The 26017-nt window shown below is 37.3% G+C and carries 16 protein-coding genes, 9 tRNA genes and 3 rRNA genes; 1 reads left to right on the forward strand and 27 read right to left on the reverse strand.

What is annotated here, in order from left to right; genetic code table 11:
• Window positions 1-363: 363 nt before the first annotated feature.
• The 18 genes from glmS to AB1282_RS05015 form a co-directional block, all read right to left on the reverse strand.
• Window positions 364-2166, reverse strand: a complete 1803-nt coding sequence (gene glmS, locus AB1282_RS04930; RefSeq protein WP_056476150.1) for a glutamine--fructose-6-phosphate transaminase (isomerizing) — start codon at window positions 2164-2166, stop codon at window positions 364-366.
• Between the two features lie 535 nt (window positions 2167-2701).
• Window positions 2702-4045 carry a phosphoglucosamine mutase gene (gene glmM, locus AB1282_RS04935; protein WP_056476153.1) on the reverse strand — a complete coding sequence of 448 codons (1344 nt, stop codon included), beginning with the start codon at window positions 4043-4045 and terminating at the stop codon, window positions 2702-2704.
• A 13-nt stretch (window positions 4046-4058) separates the two neighbouring features.
• Window positions 4059-5351: a CdaR family protein gene (locus AB1282_RS04940; RefSeq protein WP_429898660.1), complete on the reverse strand. Its 1293-nt coding sequence runs from the start codon at window positions 5349-5351 to the stop codon at window positions 4059-4061.
• Window positions 5344-6162 carry a diadenylate cyclase CdaA gene (gene cdaA, locus AB1282_RS04945; RefSeq protein WP_429898662.1) on the reverse strand — a complete coding sequence of 273 codons (819 nt, stop codon included), beginning with the start codon at window positions 6160-6162 and terminating at the stop codon, window positions 5344-5346. The genes AB1282_RS04940 and cdaA overlap by 8 nt, the downstream gene beginning before the upstream one ends.
• A gap of 774 nt (window positions 6163-6936) precedes the next feature.
• Window positions 6937-7836, reverse strand: coding sequence for an arginase (gene rocF / locus AB1282_RS04950; RefSeq protein WP_088014518.1), 900 nt, complete (start codon window positions 7834-7836; stop codon window positions 6937-6939).
• Window positions 7837-8076: 240 nt separating this feature from the next.
• Window positions 8077-8152: transfer RNA gene (locus AB1282_RS04955), tRNA-Ala, on the reverse strand.
• Between the two features lie 22 nt (window positions 8153-8174).
• Window positions 8175-8249 (reverse strand) — tRNA-Gly (locus tag AB1282_RS04960).
• 16 nt (window positions 8250-8265) lie between these two features.
• Window positions 8266-8338, reverse strand: a tRNA-Lys gene (locus tag AB1282_RS04965).
• 27 nt (window positions 8339-8365) lie between these two features.
• A tRNA-Gln gene (locus AB1282_RS04970) sits at window positions 8366-8440 on the reverse strand.
• Between the two features lie 8 nt (window positions 8441-8448).
• Window positions 8449-8533, reverse strand: a tRNA-Tyr gene (locus AB1282_RS04975).
• 18 nt (window positions 8534-8551) lie between these two features.
• Window positions 8552-8627, reverse strand: a tRNA-Val gene (locus AB1282_RS04980).
• A gap of 10 nt (window positions 8628-8637) precedes the next feature.
• Window positions 8638-8712, reverse strand: a tRNA-Glu gene (locus tag AB1282_RS04985).
• Between the two features lie 16 nt (window positions 8713-8728).
• Window positions 8729-8801 (reverse strand) — tRNA-Thr (locus tag AB1282_RS04990).
• Window positions 8802-8814: 13 nt separating this feature from the next.
• Window positions 8815-8889 (reverse strand) — tRNA-Asn (locus AB1282_RS04995).
• Between the two features lie 11 nt (window positions 8890-8900).
• A 5S ribosomal RNA gene (gene rrf / locus AB1282_RS05000) occupies window positions 8901-9016 on the reverse strand.
• A gap of 120 nt (window positions 9017-9136) precedes the next feature.
• Window positions 9137-12074 (reverse strand): 23S ribosomal RNA (locus AB1282_RS05005).
• A 152-nt stretch (window positions 12075-12226) separates the two neighbouring features.
• Window positions 12227-13777 (reverse strand): 16S ribosomal RNA (locus AB1282_RS05010).
• Together the 16S, 23S and 5S rRNA genes with 9 tRNA genes alongside form the textbook arrangement of a ribosomal RNA operon.
• A 331-nt stretch (window positions 13778-14108) precedes the next feature.
• Window positions 14109-14303 carry a hypothetical protein gene (locus AB1282_RS05015; RefSeq protein ID WP_429898664.1) on the reverse strand — a complete coding sequence of 65 codons (195 nt, stop codon included), beginning with the start codon at window positions 14301-14303 and terminating at the stop codon, window positions 14109-14111.
• A gap of 163 nt (window positions 14304-14466) precedes the next feature.
• Here AB1282_RS05015 and pdaB point away from each other — a divergent pair, with 163 nt between their 5' ends.
• Entirely contained in the window at window positions 14467-15234 is a 768-nt protein-coding gene (pdaB, locus tag AB1282_RS05020; protein ID WP_429898666.1) for a polysaccharide deacetylase family sporulation protein PdaB, read from the forward strand.
• A 21-nt stretch (window positions 15235-15255) separates the two neighbouring features.
• On the opposite strand, the gene AB1282_RS05025 is transcribed toward pdaB, so the two are convergent.
• The 9 genes from AB1282_RS05025 to AB1282_RS05065 form a co-directional block, all read right to left on the reverse strand.
• Window positions 15256-15843, reverse strand: a complete 588-nt coding sequence (locus AB1282_RS05025) for a KinB-signaling pathway activation protein (RefSeq protein WP_056467536.1) — start codon at window positions 15841-15843, stop codon at window positions 15256-15258.
• 186 nt (window positions 15844-16029) lie between these two features.
• Window positions 16030-17091, reverse strand: coding sequence for an Mrp/NBP35 family ATP-binding protein (locus tag AB1282_RS05030; protein ID WP_056467532.1), 1062 nt, complete (start codon window positions 17089-17091; stop codon window positions 16030-16032).
• A gap of 283 nt (window positions 17092-17374) precedes the next feature.
• Window positions 17375-18085 carry an N-acetylmuramoyl-L-alanine amidase CwlD gene (gene cwlD, locus AB1282_RS05035; RefSeq protein WP_056467529.1) on the reverse strand — a complete coding sequence of 237 codons (711 nt, stop codon included), beginning with the start codon at window positions 18083-18085 and terminating at the stop codon, window positions 17375-17377.
• Between the two features lie 58 nt (window positions 18086-18143).
• Window positions 18144-18575 carry a DUF2521 family protein gene (locus AB1282_RS05040; protein WP_056467526.1) on the reverse strand — a complete coding sequence of 144 codons (432 nt, stop codon included), beginning with the start codon at window positions 18573-18575 and terminating at the stop codon, window positions 18144-18146.
• Window positions 18576-18806: 231 nt separating this feature from the next.
• A complete protein-coding gene (locus AB1282_RS05045) occupies window positions 18807-20075 on the reverse strand; it encodes an S-adenosylmethionine decarboxylase related protein (RefSeq protein WP_429898669.1) in 1269 nt (422 codons plus the stop codon).
• 163 nt (window positions 20076-20238) lie between these two features.
• Complete coding sequence (locus tag AB1282_RS05050) at window positions 20239-21564, reverse strand: phage portal protein (protein WP_056467520.1); 1326 nt, start codon at window positions 21562-21564, stop codon at window positions 20239-20241.
• Window positions 21565-21786: 222 nt separating this feature from the next.
• Complete coding sequence (locus AB1282_RS05055; RefSeq protein WP_056467517.1) at window positions 21787-22719, reverse strand: response regulator; 933 nt, start codon at window positions 22717-22719, stop codon at window positions 21787-21789.
• On the reverse strand, window positions 22716-23969 hold the full coding sequence (locus AB1282_RS05060; RefSeq protein WP_056467545.1) for an ATP-binding protein: 1254 nt from the start codon (window positions 23967-23969) through the stop codon (window positions 22716-22718). The genes AB1282_RS05055 and AB1282_RS05060 overlap by 4 nt, the downstream gene beginning before the upstream one ends.
• A 174-nt stretch (window positions 23970-24143) precedes the next feature.
• Window positions 24144-25838 carry an NAD-dependent malic enzyme gene (locus AB1282_RS05065; RefSeq protein WP_429898671.1) on the reverse strand — a complete coding sequence of 565 codons (1695 nt, stop codon included), beginning with the start codon at window positions 25836-25838 and terminating at the stop codon, window positions 24144-24146.
• Between the last annotated feature and the right edge of the window lie 179 nt (window positions 25839-26017).

A 26017-nucleotide genomic window follows, 5' to 3' on the forward strand; every position in this document is an offset into this window, starting at 1 on the left:
CCTGCTCATTATTTAATAGCAAATTTTTTCCATATCCTTAAGTTGGCTTGATTAGAATAGGTTTATTCTTAGTTTTTGAAAATTTTTGCTATGGCTAACTTCAGAAGTGGAGAAGATTGGATGTGTCGTCATGTTCAAATAAAAAAAGGACTAATGGTCAGCACCACTAGTCCCCTGTATTTTATATTTAAAGTTATTTAATTGGTTTTCTTATTACAACACGCTCATCAACTTCACTAACGTGAAAGTCGTCTTTTGTAGGAATGATATTTTCATCGTTAAACTTGATCATCATTTTACACTCCCTGCTCAGTTTTTATGTTCAAATCTGTTTTTTAATAAACTTTAAGATTACTAATTTGATTATTCAACTGTAACTGATTTTGCAAGATTACGTGGTTTATCAACATCACAACCACGATGTAAAGCAGCATAGTAAGAGATTAATTGTAATGGTACGACTGAAAGGATTGGAGATAATTCTTCTTGTACTTTAGGTAAAATGAAGCGATCGCCTTCCATATTTAATCCTTCCATTGAAATGATACAAGGGTTAGCACCACGAGCAACAACCTCTTTTACATTTCCACGAATGTTTAAGTTTACTGATTCTTGTGTTGCTAATGCGAAGATTGGAGTTCCTTCTTCGATTAGAGCAATTGTACCGTGTTTTAACTCTCCACCAGCAAATCCTTCTGCTTGGATGTAAGAAATTTCTTTTAGTTTTAATGCGCCTTCTAAGCAAACGAAGTAATCTACGTTACGACCAATGAAGAATGCATTACGAGTTGTAGCTAAATATTCTGTAGCAATTTTTTCAAACTCTTCTTTTTGGTTTGTAATTGATTCCATTGCATTTGCTACAATTCCAAGTTCTTTAACTAGGTTAAAGTTAACCGTTTTTCCTTTTTCTTTCGCAAGAGCATTTGCAACAATAGCAAGTACTGCTAATTGTGCAGTGTAAGCTTTCGTTGATGCAACAGCGATTTCAGGACCTGCGTGTAAAGGAAGAGTGAAATCAGCCTCACGTGATAATGTTGATCCGGGAACGTTTGTAAGTGTAATTGCTTTATGACCTAATTTATTTGTTTGTACTAGACATGCTCTACTATCAGCAGTTTCACCGCTTTGTGAAATATAAATGAATAATGGTTTTTCTGAAAGCAGTGGCATATTGTAAGAGAATTCACTTGCAACATGTACTTCTACAGGCACTCCAGCCATTTTTTCAATAAATTGCTTTCCAACCAGTCCAGCATGATAACTAGTTCCACAAGCAACAATATATAATCTATCAGCTTCTGCTAAAGCCGCTTTAATTTCTGAGTTAATTACAAGCTCACCGTTTTCATCTTGGTACTTTTGGATAATATTACGGATTACTAATGGTTGCTCATCTGTTTCTTTTAACATGAAATGAGGGTAAGTTCCTTTTTCGATATCACTAGCATCAATTTCTGCAGTATATGGAGAACGTTCTTTAACATTTCCGTTAAGATCCATTAATTGAACCTGATCTTTAGTAAGTATAATTACCTCTTTATCCATTAATTCAATAAATTGATCAGTGATTTGTAACATTGCCATCGCATCAGATGCAATAACATTAAATTCTTCTCCAACACCAACTAGTAATGGACTTTTGTTTTTTGCTACATAAATCACATCATCGTTTTGTTTATCTAATAATGCAATTGCATATGAACCTTTAAGAAGCTTAAGTGTTTCTCTAAAAGCATCAAGAACTGATAAACCTTTTTTAATATGAAGCTCTACTAACTGAACAATTACTTCAGTATCTGTATCACTTGTAAATTCAATATCATTTAAATAATCGTTTTTTAATTGTACATCGTTCTCGATAACGCCGTTATGAACAAGTGTAAAACGTTCAGTAGAGCTTTGGTGAGGATGCGCATTACGTTTACTTGGAGCACCATGTGTTGCCCATCTTGTGTGACCAATTCCAACGTTTCCGTCCGTTTTTGTAGGGATTGATTTACGTAATACTGCAATTCTACCTTTTTCTTTATAAACTTCTACACCATTATCAGTTAAAAGAGAAATCCCAGCAGAATCGTATCCACGATACTCTAACTTCTCTAAACCTTTTAATAAAATTTCTTTCGCATTATCATTTCCAATATATCCAACGATTCCACACATAATAACTATTGCTTAGTAAGTCCTAAAACAAGACATACAAAAATGTATAGGAATGGAACGCTGTTTTCCTAACCGTTTAACTATTTAATTTTCTATTCCCTCGTCATGTTTAATAATGGTAGAGGACTTACAAGCAATATCCACCTACCTTTCATATTCCGCTCATTAGCGAGTTCATTTTTTTGTTTTAAACGGTGTATCAGATTATTTACGTTTGTGCACACAGTCACCTATGTGTTTTACATAAATAATTTCGGTTGTGATACAGCAACCGGGAGTCATCCGCCGAAACTTCGATAAAACTCCACCTCGTCAACTACACATTCTCGTCTAGTGTAGTTCTGGCGCTTTTTTAATACTTTTTTATTTCTATACTCCTTCCCCGTTAGGAAAACAATAAAACAACTATACTATACCGTGTTAAAAATGGTCAACAAAAATATGTTGAAAAAAAGTTATAGAATAGCTGTATATAATAAAAATATGCATAGACTTACACAAAAGTGCTCATCAATGCATATTTTTTAAATTTATATTATTCTCCAACTTCCTCTTTTACAACAGCAACAATGCGTTCTACATATTGTTTACATTCTGCTTCAGAAGGAGCCTCAGCCATTACACGAATAAGTGGCTCAGTACCAGAAGGACGAACTAAAATACGACCATTGCCGTTCATTTCTTCTTCTACCTCTGAAATGATTGATTTAATACGCTCATTATTAAGTGCTTCATTTTTATCTGTAACTCGAACATTAATTAATAATTGAGGATACTTTTTCATTTCTCCAGCTAATTGTGATAAAGTTTTACCTGTTTCTTTAACAATACTTACGAGCTGAATCGCACTTAACATACCATCACCAGTCGTAATATGATCTAAAAAGATGATGTGTCCAGATTGCTCACCGCCAAGATTAAAGCCATTCTTTCTCATCTCTTCCATGACATAGCGGTCACCAACACCTGTAACTGCACTTTTCATCCCATTCGTTTCTACTGCTTTGTAGAAACCTAAGTTACTCATAACAGTTGATACGATTGTGTTTTGTTTTAGACGACCTTTTTCATTTAAATATTTTGCACAAATGTACATTATTTGGTCACCATCAACGATTTCACCATTTTCATCGATAGCAATTAGACGATCTCCATCTCCATCAAATGATAAACCGATGTCAGCACCTTTTTCCTTTACAAGAGCTGCTAAAGCTTCAGGATGTGTAGAACCTACGCCATCATTTATATTAAATCCATTAGGATTCGTTCCCATGGTAACAATATCTGCTTCTAAATCTGCGAATAAATATGGCGCTAATGAAGAAGTAGCACCATGTGCACAATCTAGAGCAACTAATAGACCTGAGAAATCTTCATCAATTGTGTTTTTAAGGAATTGTAGGTATTTTTGACCACCTTCAAAGTAATCACTAACTTGACATAAATCATTTCCAGTTGGTCTTGGTAAACGGTCAACTTCTGCATCCATTAGTTCTTCAATTTCAGCTTCTTGCTCATCCAACAATTTAAAACCGTCTGGACCAAAAAACTTAATCCCATTATCTGCAACAGGATTATGCGAAGCTGAAATCATAACACCAGCTTGTGCACCAAGTGCTTTTGTTAAATAGGCAACACCTGGAGTTGAAATAACTCCTAATCTCATAACTTCAGCACCAATTGATAATAAACCTGCAACTAGTGCTCCTTCAAGCATATGTCCTGATACACGTGTGTCACGCCCAACAATAATTTTAGGTTTGACATTATTTTTTGTTAAAACATAACCGCCACAGCGTCCAATTTTATATGCTAATTCAGGAGTTAACTCTTTATTTGCAACTCCTCGTACACCATCAGTACCAAAATATTTACCCATTTTAACTCTCCTTCTAATTCGATGACTGTCCTACATCGCCTGAATTCTCATTTTCATCAGTTTGAGCAGATGATTTTTTATCAGTAATTTCAATCGTTATTGTATCAAAATCTAAACTATATATAGCTCCTTTTGGGCCTGTAATAGTAAGCGCTACATCTCTAGTTCCTGGATCTAGTCCATTAACTTTTGCTGTAATATTTAAATCGCTTGGATTAATTGCATCCAAGTCTTCCTTAAATCCCTTAGCAGTAACTACTACTTTTCCTAAAGGAGGCTTAGTAAACTTATATTCAAATTGATTATTTTCACCCACTAAATTAATTGGGATATTACTAAATTTCTTTTCCATTTCTTGATCAAGATTAACGTTTACGTTAATAGTGCTTGAGTCAACTCTAAATGCTCCATTTGGAGTAGGTACATTAACTTCATATGTGCCACTTTGATCAAATGAAGATATGTCTACTGGCACTTGTATTGGTCCATTAAACTTGTCCAACCAATCTTTTGACGCATAAATTCTTACTGCATTAACATCACTAGCAAGACTACTTAGTTTTAAACCATCTTTAAGTGTTCCTGTTTGCACTAATTTGATCGGGAAGCTAGCACTTTCAGAAACAATAGGGACAGTTACTTCAACTTTTCTTGGACTTGTAATGAACGGAAGTTGAACACCCTTTTTATTGTATAATCGAACAGGTAGCACCTGACTAAATGTCTGATTCGCATCAGTAACATCCACACCAACACTTGCATATGCCACTTGTGATACATCATATCTTGATCCTACTATTGTAACTAAACCTGGTTTAACAATTGCATTTTCAGCCTTATAGCCATGTTTAATCCTTTTTTCATTTAGATAAACAACTTTAACTGAAACATTTTTTTCAATTTTTTCATTAATTGTTACTCTAACTGTTCTTGGTTTAATAGTTGCTTTTATTTTATCTGAAATATTTCTAATTTTTAAAGGAACTTCATATGTACCTAAAGCATAAGAAGTTAAATCCAAATATACTTCAAAATCCTTCTTCATCTCAGCTGTTTTTACAATACTATTGGGTCCATCTAATTGCACTGAAACATTCTTTGGAATTCCAGTTACAATTAGATTGTGCTGATCATAAATAGGTGTTACTGGTACATCTCGCACTAATTCTTTATTATTAACAAACGGTATGTCTCCTAAGCCCGATGAACTTGATTGTGGGACTAGATTGACAGACATAAAAAGTAATAATGTTACTAATAAAGCGATTCCTCTTAATATCCAACGATTATCCATAAAATTATCCATTACGTTTCACCTTCCAATTCCATTTAGATGTAGTGGACTCTTCTGGTGATTTTAGTTCAGTATTTAATAAATTTATAAGCTCGTCTTTTGATAATTCTCTGTATAGATTTCCGTTCCTTGCAACTGAAACTGCACCTGTTTCCTCGGAAACTACAATCGTAATACTGTCAGTAACTTCACTGATCCCAACTGCAGCTCGATGTCTCGTTCCCAATTCCTTTGAAATAAATGCACTCTCAGACAAAGGTAAGTAACAGGCTGCTGCTGTAATCTTTTCACCTTGTATAATTACCGCTCCGTCATGTAGAGGTGTATTTGGTATAAAGACATTAATCAGTAATTCTGATGATAAATTAGCATTCATTCGAATACCAGACTCTATATAGTCACCCATACCTGTTTGTCTCTCAAATGATATAAGTGCACCTATTCTTCGTTTAGCCATGTATTCAGTGGCTTTTGCAATGTTCTCAACAATATCATTTCGGTCATTAATCCCACTACCTGTCGTCCTAGAGAAGAAACGTCCACGTCCGAGCTGTTCTAGTGCTCTTCTTAACTCTGGTTGGAAGATAATAATAACCGCCAAGAATCCCCATGTTAATGCTTGATCCATTAAAAATTGTAAAGTATGCAAGCCGAATAGGCTGCTTAATACTTTTACGACAATAATGATTGTTACACCTTTTAAGAGTTGGACTGCCTTTGTCCCTTGAATAATGATAATTAATCTATAAATAACAAACCAAACTATTAGTATGTCTAATCCATTCTGTAAGTACTGTAAAAAATTTATATGTAAAGAAGGCATCTTTTACCCTCCAAATTCTATAGAATAAAACTGTATCTTGAGTATTATACCATATTTTTGCAATACACAAAATTTGTGAGTTATGAATTATATTAACAATACTTTAACGACTATTTTAGTTATGTTAAACAAAATTACAGAATTATATATATTAGTTGTCTAAATTCGTAGAAGAATAGACAACAATTAATTCTTTTTTGAAAGACAGTTCTTCAGAGTGTTGAAATATAAAATGGTCAATATGGAAAACGGACATTAATTGAACATTTATTAATGATGAAATTATCATTTTTTGGATGGTCTATTAATGATTTTAAATTTTAATATGTTTGAGCAATTTTATGATTCCAATAACACTAGTAAGTTTTTTTAGAAGTTAAAAATATTATGAGCTAATTTTTAGAAAAGCAAATTCAATTGATTAGCTTATTAATTAATGTTCGATATTAATTGACCTCCTAACTGATTAATAAACAACTGTTTGGAAACTCTAAGTAAAGGCAATTTGAATAGGTTTTATTGCACACTTTTTTTGATGAATATGTTGATTGGAACGAAAGGGGTGCTCGACTCCTATGGGATATGCGGGAAGGCTGAGACCCCGCAGGCTCGCCGAGGAGGCTAAAGAATCTCGCCCCATGGAAAGCGAGCATCCTGTAGTGGAAATCAACGTCACTCTACTCCTTCTACGAAAATTTGGTAATTTAATTGACAAGGTTGTTTTTCTACAACGTAAAAAAGCTAGCGAATGCTAGCTTTTTATTTTTGAAATAATTATAGTAACTTTTCACCTAATAATGAGCCTATTAATGCAACGGCTACGATTGCTGTTCGATTTCTTTCGTCTAATATAGGATTAACTTCTACGAATTCAATTGATGTAATAATATCAGCATCTGATAACATTTCCATCGCTAAGTGACCTTCTCTATAAGTGATTCCTCCAGGAACAGGTGTACCAACACCAGGAACGTGAATTGGATCTAGGCCATCAAGATCTAATGATAAGTGTACTCCGTCACACCCTTTCAAGTGGTCAATGCTTTCTTCCATTACTTTTGTCATTCCTAATTTATCAATTTCATGCATTGTATAAACTTTAATTCCTAATTCTTTAATAATTGCTCTTTCGCCTTCATCAAGATCACGTGCACCAATAATGATTACGTTCTCTGGTTTTACTTTAGGGAAGTAACCACCTATTTTCGTTAATAAGTCGTGACCGTGACCTAATGAAACAGCTAAAGACATACCATGAATATTACCAGAAGGAGATGTTTCAGCAGTATTTAAATCTCCATGTGCATCAAACCAAATTAATCCAAGATTATTATAATGTTTTGATACACCTGCTAATGTACCGATTGCAATACTATGATCACCGCCAAGTACTAGTGGCATTCTGTTTCTTTTAATAACTTCATCAACTTCAGCAGCAAGCTTTTCACATGTTTCTTTTACAGATTTTAAGTTCTTTAAATTATGTTCTGAATTATCTTCTTTAACTGGTGTACGTTCTACTAAAATATCGCCTAAGTCTTCTACTTGATAAGACATTCTTTCAATACGTTCGTGCAACTGTGCATATCTAATTGCACTTGGCCCCATATCTACCCCACGTCTAGTTTGTCCTAAATCTAATGGTACTCCAATAATTGAAATATCTTTTAACATTTTTATTTCCCCCATCGACTGATTTCATAAAAGAAAACGCTTACTTGTTTTTGAAAAAATATAATTTTTTGACTGTTAAAGTTATTAATTATATTAATAGTTTAAATCTTTTAAAACAAATGGGTCAACTCGACATTTTTTTGTATACATATGCATTTTGAGCTTATTAATTGCTATACCATATGATTATATACAACAAAAAACCTTAGTCAAATGACTAAGGTTTAACTTTATGTATATTGGTGGAGCCTAGCGGGATCGAACCGCTGACCTCCTGCGTGCAAGGCAGGCGCTCTCCCAGCTGAGCTAAGGCCCCACTATATAAAAATATATGCGAATGGAGCGGAAGACGGGGCTCGAACCCGCGACCCCAACCTTGGCAAGGTTGTATTCTACCACTGAACTACTTCCGCACATAAAAAAAAAGAGTGAGCCATGAAGGATTCGAACCTTCGACCCTCTGATTAAAAGTCAGATGCTCTACCTACTGAGCTAATGGCTCGTAATAAATTACGATTAAATAAAAAAATGGCTGGGCTACCTGGATTCGAACCAGGGCATGACGGAATCAAAATCCGTTGCCTTACCGCTTGGCTATAGCCCAACAATAAATGGTGGAGGGGGACGGATTCGAACCGCCGAACCCACAGGGAGCGGATTTACAGTCCGCCGCGTTTAGCCACTTCGCTACCCCTCCGGTATTTATTAAATTAAATGGTGGAGGATGACGGGCTCGAACCGCCGACCCCCTGCTTGTAAGGCAGGTGCTCTCCCAGCTGAGCTAATCCTCCGTAATATAAATGGTGACCCGTACGGGACTCGAACCCGTGTTACCGCCGTGAAAGGGCGGTGTCTTAACCGCTTGACCAACGGGCCAGTACAACTTTTCCTAAGCTTCCAACCGGGCTCGAACCGGTGACCTCTTCCTTACCATGGAAGTACTCTGCCTGCTGAGCTATGGAAGCATTAAGTTAAAAATGGCTCCGCAGGTAGGGTTCGAACCTACGACCACTCGGTTAACAGCCGAGTGCTCTACCACTGAGCTACTGCGGAATAAACTTAAAACCAAGCGACGTTCTACTCTCACAGGGGGAAACCCCCAACTACCATCGACGCTGAAGAGCTTAACTGCCGTGTTCGGTATGGGAACGGGTGTGACCTCTTCGCTATCATCACTTGATTCATTTTATTTAGGACATTAATTATTATATCAAATTTCATTTAAAAGTCAACAACTTTATGAAATTTTTTATAATAATTTTTGTACCTTCAAAACTAGATAATGTCATTATCAAACTTGTTAGTTAAGTCCTCGACCGATTAGTATCAGTCAGCTCCACGTGTCACCACGCTTCCACCTCTGACCTATCAACCTGATCGTCTCTCAGGGGTCTTACTAGCTTAACGCTATGGGAAATCTCATCTTGAGGGGGGCTTCATGCTTAGATGCTTTCAGCACTTATCCCTTCCACACATAGCTACCCAGCCATGCTCTTGGCAGAACAACTGGTACACCAGCGGTGTGTCCATCCCGGTCCTCTCGTACTAAGGACAGCTCCTCTCAAATTTCCTGCGCCCACGACGGATAGGGACCGAACTGTCTCACGACGTTCTGAACCCAGCTCGCGTACCGCTTTAATGGGCGAACAGCCCAACCCTTGGGACCGACTACAGCCCCAGGATGCGATGAGCCGACATCGAGGTGCCAAACCTCCCCGTCGATGTGGACTCTTGGGGGAGATAAGCCTGTTATCCCCGGGGTAGCTTTTATCCGTTGAGCGATGGCCCTTCCATGCGGAACCACCGGATCACTAAGCCCGACTTTCGTCCCTGCTCGACTTGTAGGTCTCGCAGTCAAGCTCCCTTATGCCTTTACACTCTTCGAATGATTTCCAACCATTCTGAGGGAACCTTTGGGCGCCTCCGTTACTCTTTAGGAGGCGACCGCCCCAGTCAAACTGCCCACCTGACACTGTCTCCGAGCCGGATAACGGCTCTAGGTTAGAATTTCAATACAGCCAGGGTAGTATCCCACCGACGCCTCCACCGAAGCTAGCGCTCCGGCTTCTCAGGCTCCTACCTATCCTGTACAAGCTGTACCAAAATTCAATATCAAGCTGCAGTAAAGCTCCACGGGGTCTTTCCGTCCTGTCGCGGGTAACCTGCATCTTCACAGGTACTATAATTTCACCGAGTCTATGGTTGAGACAGTGCCCAAATCGTTACGCCTTTCGTGCGGGTCGGAACTTACCCGACAAGGAATTTCGCTACCTTAGGACCGTTATAGTTACGGCCGCCGTTTACTGGGGCTTCAATTCAGAGCTTCTCCCGTAAGGGATAACCCCTCCTCTTAACCTTCCAGCACCGGGCAGGCGTCAGCCCCTATACTTCGCCTTGCGGCTTCGCAGAGACCTGTGTTTTTGCTAAACAGTCGCTTGGGCCTTTTCACTGCGGCTCTCCCGGGCATACACCCAAAAGAGCACCCCTTCTCCCGAAGTTACGGGGTCATTTTGCCGAGTTCCTTAACCATAGTTCTCTCGCTCACCTTAGGATTCTCTCCTCGCCTACCTGTGTCGGTTTGCGGTACAGGCACCTATTTCCTCGCTAGAAGCTTTTCTTGGCAGCGTAGAATCAGGAACTTCGGTACTATATTTCCCTCGCCATCACAACTCAGCCTTATGATGTGCGGATTTGCCTACACATCAGCCTAATTGCTTGGACGCGCATATCCAGCAGCGCGCTTACCCTATCTTTCTGCGTCCCTCCATTGCTCAAACGGAAATGAGGTGGTACAGGAATATCAACCTGTTGTCCATCGCCTACGCCTTTCGGCCTCGGCTTAGGTCCTGACTAACCCTGGGAGGACGAGCCTTCCCCAGGAAACCTTAGGCATACGGTGGACGGGATTCTCACCCGTCTTTCGCTACTCATACCGGCATTCTCACTTCTAAGCGCTCCACCAGTCCTTACGATCTAGCTTCAACGCCCTTAGAACGCTCCCCTACCACTGATACCATACGGTATCAATCCGCAGCTTCGGTGATACGTTTAGCCCCGTTACATTTTCGGCGCAGAGTCACTCGACCAGTGAGCTATTACGCACTCTTTAAATGGTGGCTGCTTCTAAGCCAACATCCTGGTTGTCTAAGCAACTCCACATCCTTTTCCACTTAACGTATACTTTGGGACCTTAGCTGGCGGTCTGGGCTGTTTCCCTCTTGACCACGGATCTTATCACTCGTAGTCTGACTCCTATGGATAAGTCATTGGCATTCGGAGTTTGACTGAATTCGGTAACCCGTTGGGGGCCCCTAGTCCAATCAGTGCTCTACCTCCAAGACTCTAACACATAAGGCTAGCCCTAAAGCTATTTCGGGGAGAACCAGCTATCTCCGAGTTCGATTGGAATTTCTCCGCTACCCACACCTCATCCCCGCACTTTTCAACGTGCGTGGGTTCGGACCTCCATTCAGTGTTACCTGAACTTCATCCTGGACATGGGTAGATCACTCGGTTTCGGGTCTACGACCACGTACTATATCGCCCTATTCAGACTCGCTTTCGCTGCGGCTCCGTCTCTTCAACTTAACCTTGCACGGGATCGTAACTCGCCGGTTCATTCTACAAAAGGCACGCCATCACTCGTTAACGAGCTCTGACTATTTGTAAGCACACGGTTTCAGGTTCTCTTTCACTCCCCTTCCGGGGTGCTTTTCACCTTTCCCTCACGGTACTGGTTCACTATCGGTCACTAGGTAGTATTTAGCCTTGGGAGATGGTCCTCCCAGATTCCGACGGAATTTCACGTGTTCCGCCGTACTCAGGATCCACTCAAGAGGGAACGAGGTTTCAACTACAGGGTTTTTACCTTCTTTGACGGACCTTTCCAGGTCGCTTCATTTACCCCGTTCCTTTGTAACTCCGTATAGAGTGTCCTACAACCCCAAGAGGCAAGCCTCTTGGTTTGGGCTATCTTCCGTTTCGCTCGCCGCTACTCAGGAAATCGCTATTGCTTTCTATTCCTCCAGGTACTTAGATGTTTCAGTTCCCTGGGTCTGTCCTCAGTACCCTATGTATTCAGGTAAAGATACTACTCCATTACGAGTAGTGGGTTTCCCCATTCGGAAATCTCCGGATCAAAGCTTACTTACAGCTCCCCGAAGCATATCGGTGTTAGTCCCGTCCTTCATCGACTCCTAGTGCCAAGGCATCCACCGTGCGCCCTTTCTAACTTAACTAATTTTAAAACTAATTGAATTAAACTTACGCAGTTTAATGAATGACATTATCTAGTTTTCAAGGTACAAAGTTGAGAGTGAACTCTCAAAACTAAACAAAACAATGAAGAAACATTTCATACATGAACCATCGGTTCATGATGTCTCCATAGAAAGGAGGTGATCCAGCCGCACCTTCCGATACGGCTACCTTGTTACGACTTCACCCCAATCATCTGTCCCACCTTAGGCGGCTGGCCCCTAAAAGGTTACCCCACCGACTTCGGGTGTTACAAACTCTCGTGGTGTGACGGGCGGTGTGTACAAGGCCCGGGAACGTATTCACCGCGGCATGCTGATCCGCGATTACTAGTGATTCCGGCTTCATGTAGGCGAGTTGCAGCCTACAATCCGAACTGAGAATAGTTTTATGGGATTAGCTCCACCTCGCGGTCTTGCAACCCTTTGTACTATCCATTGTAGCACGTGTGTAGCCCAGGTCATAAGGGGCATGATGATTTGACGTCATCCCCACCTTCCTCCGGTTTGTCACCGGCAGTCACCTTAGAGTGCCCAACTAAATGCTGGCAACTAAGATCAAGGGTTGCGCTCGTTGCGGGACTTAACCCAACATCTCACGACACGAGCTGACGACAACCATGCACCACCTGTCACTCTGTCCCCGAAGGGAAAGCCCTATCTCTAGGGTTGTCAGAGGATGTCAAGACCTGGTAAGGTTCTTCGCGTTGCTTCGAATTAAACCACATGCTCCACCACTTGTGCGGGCCCCCGTCAATTCCTTTGAGTTTCAGTCTTGCGACCGTACTCCCCAGGCGGAGTGCTTAATGCGTTAACTTCAGCACTAAAGGGCGGAAACCCTCTAACACTTAGCACTCATCGTTTACAGCGTGGACTACCAGGGTATCTAATCCTGTTTGCTCCCCACGCTTTCGCGCCTCAGCGTCAGTTACAGACCAGAAAGTCGCCTTCGCCACTGGTGTTCCTCCAAATCTCTACGCATTTCACCGCTACACTTGGAATTCCACTTTCCTCTTCTGCACTCAAGTTTCCCAGTTTCCAATGACCCTCCCCGGTTGAGCCGGGGGCTTTCACATCAGACTTAAGAAACCGCCTGCGCGCGCTTTACGCCCAATAATTCCGGACAACGCTTGCCACCTACGTATTACCGCGGCTGCTGGCACGTAGTTAGCCGTGGCTTTCTGGTTAGGTACCGTCAAGGTGCCAGCTTATTCAACTAGCACTTATTCTTCCCTAACAACAGAGCTTTACGACCCGAAGGCCTTCATCGCTCACGCGGCGTTGCTCCGTCAGACTTTCGTCCATTGCGGAAGATTCCCTACTGCTGCCTCCCGTAGGAGTCTGGGCCGTGTCTCAGTCCCAGTGTGGCCGATCACCCTCTCAGGTCGGCTACGCATCGTCGCCTTGGTGAGCCGTTACCTCACCAACTAGCTAATGCGCCGCGGGCCCATCTGTAAGTGATAGCTAAAAGCCATCTTTCAATAAAGGAACAGGAGTTCCTTTATGTCATCCGGTATTAGCTCCGGTTTCCCGAAGTTATCCCAGTCTTGCAGGTAGGTTGCCCACGTGTTACTCACCCGTCCGCCGCTAACTAACGGGAGCAAGCTCCCATTAGTCCGCTCGACTTGCATGTATTAGGCACGCCGCCAGCGTTCGTCCTGAGCCAGGATCAAACTCTCCATAAAAGTTAAGTTTAAATCTTGTATTGCTCAAAAAACTAATAATTGACGTTTACTTCATGTTTTGTTTAGTTTTCAAAGTTCACTTCATCGCCCGTAAGCGACTTTTTAATATTACCATTTCGTAATATAGCCTGTCAACATTTTTTAAAAATTATTTTTTAATTTGTTGAATCAGTTTTTATTGTCGTTGAAGACAAGAAATAATATACCACGTAATCAAATATAACGTCAACACTAAATTAGATTTTTTTAAAAATCTTTTTCATGGACTAAGTGAACAAGCCTCATATGTTTGCGTAAATAAGAAGTAATACTACTTTCACTCTCTACTCCATTATATAAGCGAATCCTTACATAGCGGTAATCTATTATACACTTCATATAAGATTTTCTTCTTTTGGACCATTTCATTTTTAACTCTTTCATTTAAGTTATGCGATGATAATTCTTTATCTAATTCATATAGCGAACGTATTATGAGCGATTCGATCTCTAATACATGCTCCTTATTTAGAAGCACTCCAAACATAAACACCACTCCATGGTATTTTCATCATTTATACGATTTTAAGAAAATCCCAATTTTATTGTTCAAATACTTTAAACATTTAATCATTTCGTTTTATAGCATACAAGCTTACTAAATCTCATATCCTTTATATAAGAACTTGGACAAGAAAGAAGGCGATTTTATGCTTTTTTACTTTTACATCACTTCAAAAAGAAAATTAAAGCAATTTTCTTTAATTACTATTATTGCATTTTTCACAGCTTGCTTAGTTTATATACAAGCACCTAAAACATTTTCAACTTTTTCAACGAACAAGGGGCCAATGGCAATTTACAAAGGTGATGCCTCACAAAAAAATGTAGCTCTTACCTTTGATATAAGCTGGGGCGATGAAAATGTACTTAAAGTTTTGGACGTATTACGAAATCAAAATATTACGAACGCAACTTTTTTCATATCCGCATCATGGGCAGAGCGACATCCAGAGATTGTTGAAACAATAGTTAAGCAAGGTCACGAGATTGGGACACTTGGGTATCGTTATAAAAGCTACACCCAGTTAACTCCAGTTGAAATGCAAAGAGATTTAAATAATTCAGCTGAAGTATTTAATCGTCTAGGCGTAAAAGATGTTAAGTTATTTAGACCACCAAATGGTGAATATAATAAAGAAGTTATAAAGCTTGCTGCAAGAAACAATCTTTCTGTGATTCATTGGAGTATTAATACTGAAGACTGGAGAAATCCTGGAACAAATAAAATTGTAAAAAGCGTAGAAAAAAATGCAGATCCGGGAGACATCATTTTACTCCATGCAAGTGATTCAGCACTTCAAACACCAAAAGCATTGCCATTAATTTGGTCCTATTTAAAGGGCGAAGGATATAAAAACATAACTGTTTCTCAAATGATATCTAATACGAAAACAAATATTAAAATTGTAAAATAAAAAAGCTAAGAGATATTTCTCTTAGCTTTTTAGTATTTTGTGTAAAGTTAATAACTGATACGCATTACAAACAAATAGCGGTACTAACATTAGAATTAACCACGAAAGGTCATTCTGTCTTAATGCAGGAACCCATTCAACGATTGTAACGACAATCATAAAAAATAATGCTGGAATAAACGCCCCTTTGTTTGTTTCTTTCATTTTTATATAAGAAACAATCAAACTACCTACTAAGAGCACTATTGGGAATATTAAATATACGGTAAAAGCCTCTCCATGTGCATACTCTTTAAATCGAAAATAAGCTAAATCAAATAAAGCAAACACGATTAATACAATTTGAACTGTATTCCATAATGACTTAAATAAGCCTAATCCGAATCTATGTATTGTCAAATATGCAAAGAATCCCATCTGACTTACTGCACTGAATACTAATCCCAATATAAATAAAAATGATACTTCTACTAGTAGTTTAATAAATCTGGCATCTTGCACGTAACCTAAATACTCTTTATACCCATAAAGGATCCCCGTTAAGATTGTTGCAATTCCGCCAACTAGTAATGTTGTTAAAAATAATCGAACCAATTTCCGACTCGTCATTCGTTTCTTAATCCCCCGTTTTCACAAAGCTTCTGCTTTTCTTCATAATTAACGATTCATATCAAACTTTATTAACTATTTAATCAATATAAATACCCTTATAATTTAAATTCATGTCTAAATATTAGCATGGATATAACCAGTACTAACAAAAAACAAGCATACAAATTAAAAGGGTATTGTTTATTATTTATTTAATACGATTTTTTCGACTACTTCCTTAGCAATCGACGTATAGATTTTACCAGTTGGGTGATCTTTATCGTATATTGAAGGAGCAAAATCTTCTTCATCCCAATCAGGCTGCTGTAAAGGTAATTGTCCTAATAGAGTTGTTTGAAGCTCTTTTGCAAGCCTTTCTCCTCCACCTTTACCAAAAACATACTCTTTTTCGCCAGTTTTTTTACTTTCAAAATAACTCATATTTTCTACAACACCAATAATTTCATGATTTGTCTTTAATGCCATTACGCCCGCTCTTGCTGCAACAATTGAAGCTGTAGGATGTGGTGTCGTAACAATTATTTCCTTACAAGATGGTAACATGCTATGAACATCTAAAGCTACATCTCCAGTACCAGGTGGTAAATCTAGTAATAAATAATCTAAATCTCCCCATTCTACTTCTGTGAAGAACTGTTGTAGCATTTTACCAAGCATTGGACCTCTCCAAATAATTGGTGAATTATCTTCTACAAAGAATCCCATTGAAATGACCTTAACTCCAAAACGATCAACTGGAATGATGCGTTCACCTCTGATCACAGGTCTGGTCGTAATTCCCATCATATCCGGTACACTAAAGCCATAAATATCAGCATCAATTATACCTACTTTTTTACCTAATCTTGCAAGAGAAACTGCTAAGTTTACAGAAACAGTTGATTTTCCTACTCCACCTTTTCCACTTGCGATTGCTAAGAATTGTACTTTTTTATTATCTAACAGTGAAAGTGATGAGTTTTCTTGGTTGTCCTCATTAAACTGACTTTTTTCTTCTTCTGTAAATTCAGTAAAGCGAATTCCAACTGTATCTGCACCATTTTGCTTTAATAGCTGAACAATTTGTGTTTGAATTTGCATTTGTTCAGCTGTGCCCGTTTTCAACAATGCAATTTTAACGCTTACATGTTTCTTCTCTTCTTTTATTGATATTTCTTTAACGGCATTTAATTCTACTAATGATTTATTTATAAACGGCTCATTAATTGTACCTAAAAGTGATAATACTTGTTCATTGGTAAGCATATTTACACCTCGTTATCTTAATATACTAAATAGTATAACACATGTAACATCGTTAGTCCTAAGTAACATTACTTAGTTAGTAAAAATGAAAACCACCGATTAATTCGGCGGTTCCTTATCGTAGACGAAGTCCAGTAAATATGATTTTCAAACTAATTATAAACGTTTGTCTTTCGAGGCACGAAGTCTGTGCGAAAGCGGTGTTACCCTAAACGGTAATGAGCACCGTAAGCTGACGAAATAACGAAGAAAGCGAGCGTTTGCCAATAGTTTGAAACACTGATTAATTTGGCGGTTCATTTTTATCTGTATAGTATCTAATAACCCCTCGATATATAGCCGCAGCAAGTTTATCTTGATATTCTTCATCTCTTAACTGCTGACTTTCTTCATAATTTGATAAAAAGCCAACTTCAACAAGCGCACCTGGTACTTTGGCATATTTCATCAAATAAACATGATTAATAATTTTCGCTAATCGATGAGTATTATTTAGACTTTCTCTTAACTCAGCTTGAACGTATTTTGCAAATCGCTCGTTTTCAATTAATGAACCATAAAAGAATGTTTGTGCACCTTTTGAAGAAGTTCTTGGTAAAGAATTTAAATGAATTGATATGTATAAGTCTGCGTTCGATCCATTAATAATTTCTACCCTTTTCCTTAAATCAACGCTTTTTCTTCTACTATATCCTTTCATACCATCCTCTGCTAGATCGTAATCTCCATCTCTTGTCATAATAACCGTTGCGCCTTGACCTTGTAAATAATCCCTTAGTTTATTTGTTATTGAAAGAGCAACAACTTTTTCAATAACATCTCCACCTGAAGCACCTCCATCTGGTCCACCATGTCCAGCATCCAAAACAATCACTTTTCCATCTAGAGGTAGTCCTCTAAAATTCCAGGTCTTTGAAGTTTTTTGTAATAAAGGTATACTCAAAATCAAAAAAACAAAGGTTACGATGATAACGATTAAATGCCATCTTTTCATTTTTTCTCCCCCTGATTGTCCTATAAAAAATATATGGGACAACTAGGAAGAATATGACTTACTTTGATAAACGAAGTCTGTGTCTTCTTTCTCCTTTTACATATCCATCTAACCACCAATTATTTAAAAAAGATTTACATCGGTCAAACGGTTCTGTTTGAATATCATCCTTACGACCAAATACAGAAGAATAAAATAAATAAGCTAACCATTCAGATTCTTTAGCTGATCTTCTTTTAACATTCTCGATTGGTTCACCATAAAAACCAAATCGGCTATATCTTGCACCCAATAAGTATGTTTCTACCGCTAACTCAAAACAGTAATCTTCTCTTGCTTTTCTTTGATTAATGTCTGCGTCTATACAGTAGGAAAATGAATCCTTTAATTGGGCTTTTAATTGCATTATTTTTAGTTCTCTTAATAAGCTCTTTTCAAATGTAATTTGCTTTGCTCTTCTTTTTTCTCGGAAATTTGTTATAAGATTCATGATGAAACCTCCCCGTAGCCATAGTCTAAGACGAAAAGGTGTGCTTCATTCAAAAACTACATACTTAATTTCTTCCATAAAAAAATAATAATTTTCATAAAAAATACAGATTTTAAAAATTGTATTAATTTTGAATTAAAAATGCAGTTTTTTAAGACTTATAAAGGTCTACTCTTTCTTAAATAATAAAAAAGAGAGGTCTAAAAATACGTTCTCCCCTCTTTCATATTTTTAATTATTGAATGATTTCATTCTTTGTAAAAGTAATCCGTCACTTTTTTCATTTTCCCCATATACAAACTGAGGCATATGATATTTTAAATATTGTCCATATTTACTATTCGTATTTAATACTAATTCATCTACAAAGTAGGCACCATTTTCTACTGTATCCAAAACTAAACTTGCAACTCCTGCATAAACACCACACGCGACCTGAAGATAGGTTGCATTTGTACCGTAATTAGCGAATGCATCTTTATTGTTCATAACATTATAGATATAGCGCTCTTTATCTTCGTACACAAGTAAAACTCCAACTACGTCCTCTCCTACCAATGGAGCTGTTGAAGGATCTAGAAGCTTTTTATCAAAACCCAATATTTCGTCAGTGTTTTTTAAATTATTTCTAATTAGATTTGTTGTATGCTCATTAACACGATACACAAAACCACTTTCTAAGTTGAACAATTTGCCAATAATAAATACTTCTTCGTGTGGCATAAGACAACCATAAAAGACTTTTTCCCCTAACGTTACTTTAAATTCAACAGAATAAACATCATCATACAAGAAGATTGGAATATTTTGTTTAACAAACATAGGAAAGCTTGTGACCGCCTCTTCTAGGAAGCAATCTGGGGACCAAGTGGTGTAAATTGTTTCTTTTTGAGCTATTGAAGGGTTTTCATAAAAAGAATTATCATGTTCAACAATGTAACATGCAAGAGGTTTTTCGGAAGGGAATTGGTTCATTAAATCGATTGCCATCCATTGCACAATACCAGGATTCATCCCTGAACCAATAATTGCTGTAGTATTTTTAAACTTTCGTTTATTTTCCTCGAAGATACGTAAACGTTCTTTAAGTGGGAACCCGGAATTGATACTTTCATCTCCATCTACTATTTCACTTTCTAAAGCTGTGTTGACATACTTCACACGAAACTCATTACAACAGCGCAACATTTCAACAGAATCTGCTCTAGAAACATCAACTACAATAACCGTATTACTCTCAATGAGATGTTTTTTCATTAAATCAATATTATTAACATTCATTTCATGAAACGTAACATTTTCAATTAGGTTAGGAATAATCCTTTCAAAATAAGTCAAATCTTTCTGTTTCAAATCAATTAAATGAAACCTGGCATTTTTCATTAGCTGATGAATTGGATCATTTTGATCATTTGCCGCTTTATTAAATATAGAAAGTACTGCCTTTGCCACTCCCCCAGAACTACCTAATAGGGTAATAATCGCATCTTTTTCAAACATATAAACAACTCCATAAATTGGTTTAATATTAGATTTTACTTTACTATATGAACAAATAGGAAAAGTGTTCGGACAAGTATCCTGTCTATATGACTTATGCTAAATACCTAATTGAAAAAAAAAAGCCTAACTAATAATTAGTTAAAAGCTCTATTTTTGATTATTAATTAGTTTTGTCGTCAGTTTCTGGTTTTTCTAATAGTTTCTTCTGTTGTTCCATACAAAACTCTTTAAATTGTTTACATTCTTCTAAACACTCTTGTCTGCATCTTTCAATTTCTTCCTCGCGTCTCTTTTCTCTTTCAACTCGTAATTCAAATTCTCTATCTCTTTCTTTTTGGTCGATTGGCGCTGTATCCGTTTTTAGAAGTGGTACATCTCCTCTTTGGATTGGTCCGATTCCAAATAGAGAACGCCATTCATTAGGTGTTAAGGAAGCTCGTTCTACCATAATTGAAAATGCTAATTTAGTTGCAATCGATGCAAATTCTAAGTTAGATGCTTCAAAAACGATCCGATTACCATTTTTTCGTTCCGCTGGAGTGAAGAATTTACGTGTAAATTCATTATTTAGCTGGATGACTAAAGGATTAATAACAGCTTCATTATACGAATTCCATTGATCTTCATTAAATGTACTTTGAACTATATTTTCGTTTGTATTAAAAAAACTATGGATTCGTCTGATTGCATCACTTGTTCTTTGTGCCTCTGGAGCGTAATTACTTGCAGGTACTTGTTGTAAAGTGTACGTTGGCTCTGAAAAACCCGCTTTTACACCGTCACCTGTAAATTTCATATAATTGTTTACAAATTCATTCGTATTCTTAGTCATATCTTCTTCATCTAGTAATTCCTTAAAATTCAACAACCAATTCATAAAGCGATTGTTACTTACATTTTGGACGATACTATCATCTACCGAATCAATTACTTCTAATAACGGAAGTAAAGGATCATATGGCGGAGTACCAAATAGATCATTACTATTAAAATCTTGTCTTAAATGAATGATATCGCTATAAGGTAAAATTAGTACATTTTTAGTTTTGAATGTGAACTTTAAAAAAATCAAACCCTGATTATTTTCAAGTACTTCAACTTTCGTACAAGGAATAGGAAATAGAGCGATAGGATACCCAAAATCATTTCGCTTTATAAATGCAAATGCGTTACTATTTAAGTCAAGTTGCGTTACCATTTTTTCTAAAAGTAATTGCCTAGACATAAATGGATTTGGTTCTTGAAGTACATTAAAAACCCACGGATCGGGGTTAATCTTGCATTCTCTATTATTTTCTCTAACATGTGTTACTTTTAGTTTTCCTATTGCATTGGCTTTAGGTCTAATACATGCCCTGATCACATCATTCTTAAATAATGTATCGCCTAATGTTAATTGGCCATCCCCTTCATCATTTAATAACTCAAAAGAACTAGTACTTGATTGAAAATTCATTTTGCCCATTATCCAATCGATTAAGCCCAACGCACATCACCCCTAACGTAGATGGCCAAAGGTATAATTTATTAAGGTATATTATTTTATTCTTTTAAAACTCTTCTATGCTACAATTCGAGAATGAATTATTAGAATTTTTTAATTTTTATCATTTTAAAATATGAGTATACTATTTAGTTTATTCCTGAATGCAATCAAATACGAAAAGACCCTCACCAAAAGCGCTTGAGGGCCAACTAAAATTTATTTTTAATATCTTTCAACTAAAAGTTGTTTCGATTCAAAGTATAAAACTTGTATAAATTTCTTTGCATTAATGCGAGTATGTGTTGATGGAGTCAAGGATACTTGCTTCAATTCACTCATTCTTTGACGTACTGTTTCAAAATCAAAAAACTTTGAAGCATAATTTTCAAATTTAGGGTTTGCAAAATCTGTCAATCCTATTGATGCCATATGATTTAATGATTGGTAAATTGCTCTACGTACTCGTTGTTCTGATGATTTCCTTTCCCGCTCAACGTCTTCTTGAGAATTTACAATTCCTAGCTTTTTTAAACTGATGTGAGTGTATATATCCTTTAATGTAGGAAACCCTGACTCTAAGCCAAAATTCGTTTCATATTCATATAGGTAATTGAGCATATCAAGCAGGTCCTTGCTCCCATTTTCTCCAGCTATGCCAAGTTCTGATAACAGAACCTGTCCCCAATCCGTAATTTTCTTTTTATCAGACACTGGAGTATGTTGATTTATTGAATTTACATCAAAAACATTACTTAATGATTTTTGAATGTCAAGAATCGATCGTTCAAGTCGAATTCGCTCCAAGACCTTTCTAACGACCGAAATCACTTCAATTTTGTTCAATGGCTTAGTAATATAATATTCAATACCGAGAGAATAAGCTTCACCAATTAATTCTTTCGACTCGACTTGGGAAATCATAATAATTTTCCCTTTGAATGAAGGTCCCATTCTGCGAATTGTTTCTATACCGTCCTGAAGAGGCATTAATAAATCGATAAATAAAATATCAACATGATTTATTTCAAGTGTATTTACATCTAAAAAAAAGCCATCTTCCGCCTCACCAACAACTTCACCTAACTCTTCATCTTCTATGATTTGTGACAACATCGATCGAAAGACTTCATCATCATCCGTGATATAAAAATTCATAAATTCACCCTTTCTAAGACGAGAGCTCCAATTGGTAGTCGAATCGTAAAAATACATTCACTCTCTTTTTGATTGAGAATAACTTCTCCTCCCAATTCTTCTGCCATTTCTTTAATATAGGATAAACCGATTCCTGTAGATGGGGTTCCATCATCGCTATATTTAGACGTAAACCCAGGTTTAAAAATAAGCTTCATATTTTTTGAAGGAACTCCAGGACCATTATCAATAACCTTGCATTCAATCCAATCTTCAACTCTTTCTATTGATAAGAGGATTCTCCCTTTATGCTCTATAGCTTCAACTGCGTTCGCAACTAAGTTATTAATAAATGATAGCATTAGGTAAATATGATAGTGCGGATGTTCTCCTTTTATATGAGAAACAAACTCAATTTTCTTTCCTAGCATGCCTGCATATTTTTGATTAATTCGTATAATCATTGTGACTAAATCATTTACACTCATATATTCAGGCAAACTTTCACTTGTAATAAGTTTAGAAAGTCCAGCGAAAATTCTTTGGTTATCCTTTTTTATTTCATGTACCTCTCCTGCGATTCTTAAAGATTTGCTCCCCCATTTTTCAATCGGAACTCCTAAATCCTGTTTATACTTACTCATGTCTCGATATAAATTGTAGGATTCTTTTGTTATTGTTTCAGCATTTTGTAATGTCTTTTTCAAATAAACAGACTCTACGTACAAATTAGATAAGTGCATAAGCATATTTTCATTCTCTTTACGAGTTTGTGATTCCTTCAGTTTTAGCTCGTAAAGCTTCATCATATTGATAAATGCTAATACAAAAAAACTTCTAAACACCGCAATAATAATAATTTTGTTTAACTCTTCTACAGTAAGTGAAGATCCCATTCCATATAGTTGCAGTATTAGTTCGATTAAACTAGAAGTGATCTCAATAGTAATACCGAAAATTCCTATTAGCAAAGGGTGCTGAAACCGATTTACTTTTAATAAATAAAATAAAACGGAAAATGAAAAATAATATAAAAAAGTAGGGAATCTGACTGAAAAGGATGAAGCAAAATTAAAATCTGTTAATACTAACCAATCTAGTCCAACACGGAATACAAAGACAGATATGCCAATTAACAGCCCGATTAAAACAGAATGATAATTCCTAAAATACAATAAAGAAAAGAAAAAAATTGGTGTTCCAAAACTAACGCGAAATATATTATCAAATGGATGAAAGTTCAGTTCACCGGCTATCGGAACTATAACCATAAGTGCAATAACAATCCAGAAATCTTTACCTTGCAGTCCTTTAGATTTCAAATCCGCCACTTCCTGATTTTTGCTACTAGTATATCGCCTTGTTGTTATTAACACAATGATCCTCCATACTACTAAATTTCATAAGAAAATACAGCTTGATGATACAAGCTGTATTTTTTGTTTTTATATAGTGACCAATTCTTTAGTAGCTTTAATAGGTCGATATGCAGGCTCCCACATTGCGTTTCGTACAGCTTGCTCAATATCGTCATGTATAACTCGAGCTACCCCGTCAGCAACTGCTGCTTTTGCTACTTCAATCGCAACTACTTCTGAAATAGTACGTAGATTCTCGATTTGAGGTAGTAATGGTGCACCTAATTTACTTACATCGATCATTTCCGCTACAGCTTCTGCAGCCGCTGCAAACATTCCATCAGTAATAATACTAGCGCGTGAAACATTTGTTCCAAGTCCTAAGCCCGGGAAAATAAGAGCGTTATTTGATTGACCAATTACATAAACCGTTTTGTTATATGTTACTGGAGCAAAAGGACTTCCTGTTGCTACCAATGCTCTTCCTTCAGTCCACTTGATTAAATCAGAAGGTTTTGCTTCTGCAAGTGGTGTAGGATTTGACATCGGTAAAATTACAGGTCTTTCAACATGTGCTGCCATATCTTTTACAATCTCTTCTGTGAAAGCACCGGCAACAGTTGAAGTACCAATTAAGATCGTAGGATGAACTTGACTTACAACTTCTGCTAGGCTTGCACCTGAATTATTTTCCTCGATTGGACGCGCATACGGTTGTTGGAAGTCGAACAACCCTTCCATATCCTCTGCAAGCAATCCGTTTCTGTCTATACACCAAAATCTGCGGTTTGCTAATTCGTATGAAAGACCTTCGCGTACCATTGCATCACGTACTTGATCTGCGATTCCAATACCTGCTGCTCCTGCACCGAATACAACTACACGATGTTCACTTAATGGAATACCAGATGCATTCACTGCTGCTAGCACTGCTGCAAGTGATACTGCTCCTGTACCTTGAATATCGTCATTGAAAGTACAAACATGGTGGCGATACTTATCTAATATATTTCGTGCATTTTTAGAGCTAAAATCCTCCCAATGAAGTAAAGCATTTGGGAATTTTTCTACAGCAGATCTAACAAACTTATCAATAAACGCATCATATCGACTATCGCGAACGCGAGGATGACGATTTCCAACATAAAATGGATTATTTAATAGTTCTTCACGATCAGTACCAACATCTAAAACGACTGGCAATACTCGAGCTGGATCAATACCTGCCGCAGCTGTATATACCGCTAATTTACCGATTGCGATATTAATACCTCCAACTCCCCAGTCACCAATTCCTAATATTCCTTCACCGTCAGTAATAACGATTAAATCAATTTCATCTGCATTTGCACCATAATTATCAAATGCTTGTTCAATACCATCTTCTTCATTAATCGATAAATACAAACCACGAGGTCTTCTATATTCATTACTATAACGTTGAATTGCTAAACCAACTGTTGGTGTATAAACAACTGGAAGCATTTCAGGTAAGTGGTCAGTTAGTACACGATAAAATAATGTTTCATTACGATCATGTAAAGCTGATAATGCAACATTTTTATGCAAATCAGTAGGTTGTGACGAGAATTGCGCATAAGCTCGTTTAGCTTGCTCCTCCAGCGTCAGTACAGCCGGCGGTAATAATCCTGTTAAACCTAATTCTTTACGTTCCTCTTGAGTAAATGCAACTCCTTTATTAAGCATTGGCACACCTAATAATTCTGCACCTCGCAAGGTAGTCTCCACTTCTCCATTCGAACCTACCTTGAATTTATGCATATAATCCCATCCCTTTTCTATCTTTTTATTTTTATCTTTTTTAGTTAAGCAAAAAAGGGCTTTTCGCCCTTACTTTGTCATAATTAATGGTCAAACTGATTTAAAGTCACTGTTCTTTCAATGTGCAAGGCCAGTAGCGGCGCTATCGTTACATACATGGCGGTATAAGCACCGCATAC

It is taken from the genome of Gottfriedia sp. S16(2024) (genome assembly GCF_050473765.1).
In the GTDB taxonomy this organism is placed as follows: Bacteria; Bacillota; Bacilli; order Bacillales; family Bacillaceae_G; genus Gottfriedia.

What these genes read in the sequence shown, in the direction of transcription:
- cwlD (WP_056467529.1), bottom strand. Translation starts at nt 18,085, where the DNA reads ATGAAAAGATGGCATTTAATCGTTATCATCGTAACCTTTGTTTTTTTG.
- AB1282_RS05040 (WP_056467526.1), bottom strand. Translation starts at nt 18,575, where the DNA reads ATGAATCTTATAACAAATTTCCGAGAAAAAAGAAGAGCAAAGCAAATT.
- AB1282_RS05045 (WP_429898669.1), bottom strand. Translation starts at nt 20,075, where the DNA reads ATGTTTGAAAAAGATGCGATTATTACCCTATTAGGTAGTTCTGGGGGA.
- AB1282_RS05065 (WP_429898671.1), bottom strand. Translation starts at nt 25,838, where the DNA reads ATGCATAAATTCAAGGTAGGTTCGAATGGAGAAGTGGAGACTACCTTG.
- AB1282_RS05055 (WP_056467517.1), bottom strand. Translation starts at nt 22,719, where the DNA reads ATGAATTTTTATATCACGGATGATGATGAAGTCTTTCGATCGATGTTG.
- AB1282_RS05025 (WP_056467536.1), bottom strand. Translation starts at nt 15,843, where the DNA reads ATGACGAGTCGGAAATTGGTTCGATTATTTTTAACAACATTACTAGTT.
- cdaA (WP_429898662.1), bottom strand. Translation starts at nt 6,162, where the DNA reads ATGCCTTCTTTACATATAAATTTTTTACAGTACTTACAGAATGGATTA.
- AB1282_RS04940 (WP_429898660.1), bottom strand. Translation starts at nt 5,351, where the DNA reads ATGGATAATTTTATGGATAATCGTTGGATATTAAGAGGAATCGCTTTA.
- AB1282_RS05060 (WP_056467545.1), bottom strand. Translation starts at nt 23,969, where the DNA reads ATGGTTATAGTTCCGATAGCCGGTGAACTGAACTTTCATCCATTTGAT.
- glmS (WP_056476150.1), bottom strand. Translation starts at nt 2,166, where the DNA reads ATGTGTGGAATCGTTGGATATATTGGAAATGATAATGCGAAAGAAATT.
- pdaB (WP_429898666.1), top strand. Translation starts at nt 14,467, where the DNA reads ATGCTTTTTTACTTTTACATCACTTCAAAAAGAAAATTAAAGCAATTT.
- rocF (WP_088014518.1), bottom strand. Translation starts at nt 7,836, where the DNA reads ATGTTAAAAGATATTTCAATTATTGGAGTACCATTAGATTTAGGACAA.
- AB1282_RS05030 (WP_056467532.1), bottom strand. Translation starts at nt 17,091, where the DNA reads ATGCTTACCAATGAACAAGTATTATCACTTTTAGGTACAATTAATGAG.
- AB1282_RS05015 (WP_429898664.1), bottom strand. Translation starts at nt 14,303, where the DNA reads ATGTTTGGAGTGCTTCTAAATAAGGAGCATGTATTAGAGATCGAATCG.
- glmM (WP_056476153.1), bottom strand. Translation starts at nt 4,045, where the DNA reads ATGGGTAAATATTTTGGTACTGATGGTGTACGAGGAGTTGCAAATAAA.